Raw genomic sequence first — 6,359 nt, forward strand, 5'->3', positions numbered from 1 at the left:
TGCCGTTTTTCATCCCCTGTCTAAAGCACGAAAGACGGAACTTCGTTCCTGTTTCTCAGGGGCTTTCAAACTTTCCGGGCTATCTTGTAAAAGAATTAGTGAATCTCAAGTATTACCAGGGTTACAAATTTCTCTACTAAATGAAGCATTAAGAAAAACTCGACAAATGGATCATAGTCAAGTTTGTGCTTGGTTGTTAAGCCAATTTCAGCACATCTAGGTAAAAACTATAGGTAGGGTGGGCAATGTTTACCATACACTACTGAGAATTTTTCAAAGATAATGTATAATTCCTAGATATTTTATGTTTGAATAGAGAATAAATATTTTTTTTAATTATGGCAGGACATAGTAAATGGGCAAATATTAAACGTCAGAAAGCCGTAGTAGATGCCAGAAGGGGAAGTATATTTACCCAACTATCACGGGCAATAATTGTTGCGGCAAGAAACGGTATACCAGATCCAGCAGGTAATTTTCAACTCCGCACAGCCATTGATAAAGCCAAAGCTGCGGGCATTCCTAATGATAATATTGATAGGGCAGTAGCTAAAGGTGCAGGTACTTTCAGTGATAACAACATCCTCGAAGAAATTCGCTATGAAGGTTATGGTCCTGGTGGTGTCGCAATTTTAATTGAAGCCCTCACAGATAACCGAAATCGGACTGCGGCGGATTTGCGCGTCTCTTTTAGCAAAAATGGCGGAAATTTGGGAGAAACAGGTTGTGTAAGTTGGATGTTTTCCCAAAAAGGAGTTTGTGTAGTTGAGGGTGTAATTGATGAAGAACAGCTTTTAGAAGCTTCCTTAGAAGGAAATGCCCAGTCTTATGAAATGATTGCCGAGGAAACAGTTGAGGTATTTACAGCCATAGCGAATTTAGAGAAACTTAGCCAAACATTGCCAGCAAAAGGTTTTAAAGTCACAGATATAGAATTACGTTGGCTTCCTGGTAATCAGGTAGAAGTTACAGATGTAGATCAGGCTAAATCTCTTCTTAAATTAATTGATACACTAGAAGGGTTAGATGATGTTCAAAATGTGACAGCTAATTTTGACATGGCTGATGGTTTAATGGAATTAATTATGAATTAGGGCTAAACCATTAAATTTCATAAAAAAGGCTTGGCGATTTACCAAGCCCATATATACCAAGTGTTTACCATAGTTGGTTAATTTACTGGAATTAATCCTGAAATTCATCTATCTATGGTATGTGGATCTTTGACAGACTACTAGCAAATTTATGGTTTAAAATCAATATGGGTAAACTATAAAGTTATGTAAAATACATCCGTGACTAGATCTGAACAAATATTACCACTGTATAAAAACCCAGAACGGTTAGAAAATCGGCTGGGAGAAATTCCCCCAGAACCGGGGGTCTATTTGTTGCGGGATGGCAGCGATCGCTTAATATATATAGGTAAATCTCGTAAATTGCGTTCTCGTGTCCGTTCCTATTTCCGGGACTCCACTAACAAGACTGAACGCATTAATACGATGGTCAAGTTAGTGACAGAAATTGAATTTATTGTCACTGATACAGAAGCTGAAGCATTAGCCCTAGAAGCCAATTTAATTAAGCAGCATCAGCCCTATTTTAACGTTTTACTCAAAGATGATAAAAAGTATCCTTATCTCTGCATTACTTGGTCAGAGGAATATCCGCGCATTTTCATTACCCGCAAACGTCAATTAGGAAAAGCCAAAGATAAATATTACGGTCCCTATACAGATTCCGGCTTATTACGAGAAATTGTCCATTTGTGTAAAAAGATTTTCCCTTTACGACAAAGACCACAACCTTTATTTAAAGATCGTCCCTGTTTAAATTATGATATTGGTCGTTGTCCTGGAGTTTGTCAAAAATTAGTTTCCACAGTTGAATATGCAAAAATTGTCCAAAAAGTAGCAATGGTTTTTCAAGGAAGGACTCAGGAACTAATTGATATTTTAACAGCACAAATGGAAACTGCTGCCGAAGAATTGAATTTTGAAAATGCCGCAAAAATTCGTGATCAAATTGTAGCTTTAAAATCCCTCAATGCCGCCCAAAAAGTCTCCTTACCTGATGATACTGTATCACGAGATGCGATCGCTTTAGCTGCCGATGACCAACACGCCTATATTCAATTATTCCAAATTCGCGCTGGTCAATTAGTTGGCCGTTTGGCTTTTGTTGCTGAATCTCACGCTGAACCGGGAGCAATTTTACAACGAGTTTTAGAGGAACATTATCAAACAGCGGAAAGTGTGGAAATTCCTAGCGAAATTTTAGTACAACATGATTTACCAGATAGTGAGATCTTATCTGATATTTTGACAGAACGCAAAGGCAGAAAAGTCACAATTTCCAACCCTTTGCGACAAAGTAAAGCAGAATTAATAGACATGGTGGAAAAAAATGCCCAATATGAATTACAGAGAATGCAAAAATTGGGAGATAGTAATCTGCAAGCAACCCAAGATTTAGCTGCTATTCTCGACTTACCAGATTTACCCAAACGCATTGAAGGTTATGATATTTCTCATATTCAAGGAACTAATGCGGTAGGTTCGCAAGTAGTTTTTATTGATGGTTTACCAGCTAAACAACATTACCGACATTATAAAATTAAAAATCCTGATATTAAAATTGGTCATTCCGATGATTTTGCCAGTTTAGCGGAAGTTATTAATAGACGGTTTCGTAAATATATTGAAGATCCCAAATTAGCAAGATTGGGTAATGCTGACTGGCCTGATTTAATGATGATTGATGGTGGTAAAGGTCAATTATCTGCTGTTGTGGGTATTTTAACGGAAATGAATCTATTCGCAGATTTGCGGGTTGTCAGTTTAGCAAAAAAGCGAGAGGAAATCTTTTTACCCCACTCATCAAAACCTTTAGAAACGGACTCAGAACAGCCAGGAGTCCAGTTATTAAGAAGATTACGAGATGAAGCCCATAGATTTGCTGTGAGTTTTCATCGGCAGCAAAGAAGTGATAAACTCAAGCGATCGCATTTAGATGAAATTCCCGGTTTAGGACAAAATCGGCAAAAGTTGTTATTAGCGCATTTTCGCTCTCTTGATTATATTCGTCAAGCCACTCCTACACAATTAACTGAAGTTCCCGGAATTGGTTCACGATTAGCGCAAGAGATTTATGATTATTTCCATCCTGTTTAAACTAGTTTAAAGATCCCTGACTTCTTAGAGAAGTCAGGGATCTGAATTCTGACTATTATAATGTTCAATAAAACCAAATTTGTAAATACCATAGTGTTACCAGATGAAAATCAGTCTCTGTATGATTGTAAGAAATGAAGAAACTAGCTTACCAAAATGTCTAGGAAGTGTTAAAGATTTTGTTGATGAAATTGTAGTTCTCGATACGGGTTCAACTGATAAAACAACTCAAATCGCTCAACAATTTGGGGCTAAAGTCCATTATTTTACCTGGAATAATAACTTTAGTTCGGCTCGAAATGAAGCGTTAAAATATGTAACAGGTGATTGGATTTTAGTTTTAGATGCTGATGAAAGTTTGACATCAGAAATTATCCCCCTAATTAAATCAGCTATTAGCAAAGAAGAATATTTAGTTATTAATCTGGTGCGTCAAGAAGTTGGTTCAACACAATCACCTTATTCTCTCGTTTCTCGATTATTTCGTCATCATCCAGATATATATTTTGATCGCCCTTATCATGCTTTAATTGATGATAGTGTCATGGCAATTTTAGCCAAAGAAGCAAATTGGGAAATCGGTTATTTACCAGGGGTAGCAATTCTCCATACTGGTTATCAAAAAGCTGTGATTAATGAGCAGAATAAATCGGCTAAAGCCGCAGCCGCAATGGCAGAGTTTTTTGCAAATCATCCTGATGATGCTTATGTTTGTAGTAAGTTGGGGGCTTTGTATATGCAAATGGGGAAGATTAATGAAGGTATGGAGTTATTGAATCATGGGTTAAATCAAATTATTGGTAATCAGGTTAATCAAGATAAAAAACCATTAAGTAAATTCAAATATTCGCAGTCACAAAAAGTTGAAGTTGCTTTTGATGAAGATATAAATTATGATATTTTGTATGAATTGCATTACCATTTAGGAATTGCTTATACAAATTTAAAAAATTTGCCCCCAGCCATTTCTCATTATCAAGCTGCGGTAAAATTGCCTATTTATCCGCTTTTAAAATTAGGAGGATATAATAATTTAGGGAATTTATTCAAAAATATGGGGAATTTTTCAGAAGCAAAAATTGCTTATGAAACAGCCATAAAAATTGATCCTAATTTTGTAACTGGTTATTATAATTTAGGGATGGTATGTAAAGCTATGGGATTATTTGCTGAAGCTATTGATGCCTATAATAACGCCATTAATTTGAATCCTGATTATGCAGAAGCTTATCAAAACTTAGGGGTTGTACTGTTGAAAATTGGCGATGTTCAAGGTAGTTTAGAAGCTTTTGAATATGCCATTTCTCTCCATGAATTAAACAACCCTGAAGAAGCACAAAGACTTCATCAGGGTTTAAAGGAAATGGGTTTGTTGTAATTTCTAAATCCGAGAACGCACGAATTTCTCTAATCTATCCATTCCCTTTTCAATTGTGGTCATATCCGTAGCGTAGGAAAGACGAATATTTTTATCAGCGCCGAAAGCAACACCGGGAATAACTGCAACTTGATGTTCTGCTAATAAAGCATCACAAAATTCCAGGGATTTCAAGCCGGTTTTGCTGATATCAGGGAAGAGGTAAAATGCACCGTCTGGTTTAGCGGTACTCAAACAAGGAATAGCGTTGAGTCTTTCAAACATTACCTGACGACGTTTAGCGAAAGCTTGACGCATTTCCTCTACACAGTCTTGGGAACTTTCTAAAGCTGCGATCGCTCCATATTGAGCAAAAGTACACACATTTGATGTACTATGTCCCTGAATGGTACTAGCGGCTTTGATAATTTCCACAGGTCCAGCTAAATAACCCAAGCGCCAACCGGTCATTGAGTAACCTTTAGCGAAACCGTTACTAATTAAGGTGCGAGAAAAAATTTCCTCACCTAAAGAACCAATGCTGATATGTTCTGCACCATCATAGAGAATCTTCTCGTAAATCTCATCAGATACAACATAGATACCTGCATCAACTATTACCTGCGCCAAGGCTTTAATTTCCCCTGGCGTGTATACCATCCCTGTGGGGTTAGAAGGGGAGTTAAGAACAAATAACTTGGTTTTTGGGGTAATAGCTTTTTTTAGCTGTTCTGGGGTGATTTTGTAGCCAGTGGAAGCATCTGTTTCCACGATCACAGACTTACCACCAACTAATGTCACCATTTCGGGATAACTTAACCAGTAGGGTGAGGGAATAATTACCTCATCACCTGGGTCAATCAGTGCCACAATCAAATTATACAGAGAATGCTTACCGCCATTGGTGACAAGGACATTCTCCGCCTTATAATTAAGACCATTATCATGTTTTAGCTTGTGGGCGATCGCTTCCCGTAATTTTGGTTCACCAGCACCGGGGCCATACTTGGTTTTACCTTGATCCAAAGCCTTTGCGGCTGCGACTTTGATATGCGCTGGCGTGTCAAAATCCGGTTCACCCGCGCTAAAACTACAAACATCTATCCCCTCGGCTTTCATGGCCTTAGCTTTCTCTGAAATGGCTAAGGTGATGGAGGGAGTTACCTGACTTACTCTTGCTGCCAGCTTCATTTTACTTTAATTTCGCCAATATCCTTTCTATCTAAGGATATCCCAGAATCCTATCCGATATTTGCCCTTTCTAAATTCTTTTCTCACCCAGGTAGGGACAATTTAATTTACTTCCAGACTTGACAAGACGAAAATTTTGGTTTACACTTATGTTATGAGTAGAAATCTGTCCGCGCATATATAGTAATTTTTGGATCGTCTGAATCAGGATTTACAGGATGTTGATTTGTGATGGAGATTTTCACTTTTTCCATTATTCTTCATGTCAAGACTTGACAAGGCGAAAATTTTGGTTTACACTTATGTTAGGAGTGGAAATCTGTCCGCGCATATATAGTAATTTTTGGATCGTCTGAATCAGGATTTACAGGATTAAAGGATATACAGGATGGTAATTTTTAGATGGTTTGTTGGTGATGAAAGTTGTATTTGTCTGATAGCGAAGCGTGGCGTAGCCATATCAGGATAACCAGGATTAAAGGATTAACAGGATGGTAATTTTTAGATGGTTTAAATTATTCAAAAACAATCATTCAATAACATCCTGAAAAATCACCAACTCCCCACCAAAAATCATCCAATAACATCCTGCAAATCCTCAAATCCTGAACATCCTGATTCTGACAAATAAAAATCAC

4 protein-coding genes and 1 pseudogene are annotated in these 6,359 nt (G+C 37.4%); 4 read left to right on the forward strand and 1 reads right to left on the reverse strand.

Translation table 11 applies throughout. From position 1 onward, the window contains the following. The 4 genes and pseudogenes from AN490_RS09540 to AN490_RS09555 form a co-directional block, all read left to right on the forward strand. Positions 1 to 220 (forward strand): annotated as a pseudogene (locus AN490_RS09540) (hypothetical protein); the annotation flags it as partial. A gap of 118 nt (positions 221 to 338) precedes the next feature. Beyond that, positions 339 to 1,094, forward strand: coding sequence for a YebC/PmpR family DNA-binding transcriptional regulator (locus tag AN490_RS09545; protein WP_300002305.1), 756 nt, complete (start codon positions 339 to 341; stop codon positions 1,092 to 1,094). Positions 1,095 to 1,295: 201 nt separating this feature from the next. Continuing rightward, the gene (uvrC, locus tag AN490_RS09550) at positions 1,296 to 3,173 is read left to right on the forward strand and encodes an excinuclease ABC subunit UvrC (RefSeq protein ID WP_300002308.1); all 1,878 of its coding nucleotides are present in this window, start codon (positions 1,296 to 1,298) and stop codon (positions 3,171 to 3,173) included. 121 nt (positions 3,174 to 3,294) lie between these two features. Beyond that, positions 3,295 to 4,551, forward strand: a complete 1,257-nt coding sequence (locus AN490_RS09555) for a tetratricopeptide repeat protein (protein WP_300002311.1) — start codon at positions 3,295 to 3,297, stop codon at positions 4,549 to 4,551. Positions 4,552 to 4,554: 3 nt separating this feature from the next. Here AN490_RS09555 and AN490_RS09560 read toward each other — a convergent pair whose 3' ends face one another. Further along, complete coding sequence (locus AN490_RS09560; protein ID WP_300002313.1) at positions 4,555 to 5,721, reverse strand: pyridoxal phosphate-dependent aminotransferase; 1,167 nt, start codon at positions 5,719 to 5,721, stop codon at positions 4,555 to 4,557. Between the last annotated feature and the right edge of the window lie 638 nt (positions 5,722 to 6,359).

The organism is Anabaena sp. AL09 (assembly GCF_001672255.1).
Taxonomy (GTDB): domain Bacteria; phylum Cyanobacteriota; class Cyanobacteriia; order Cyanobacteriales; family Nostocaceae; genus Dolichospermum; species Dolichospermum lemmermannii.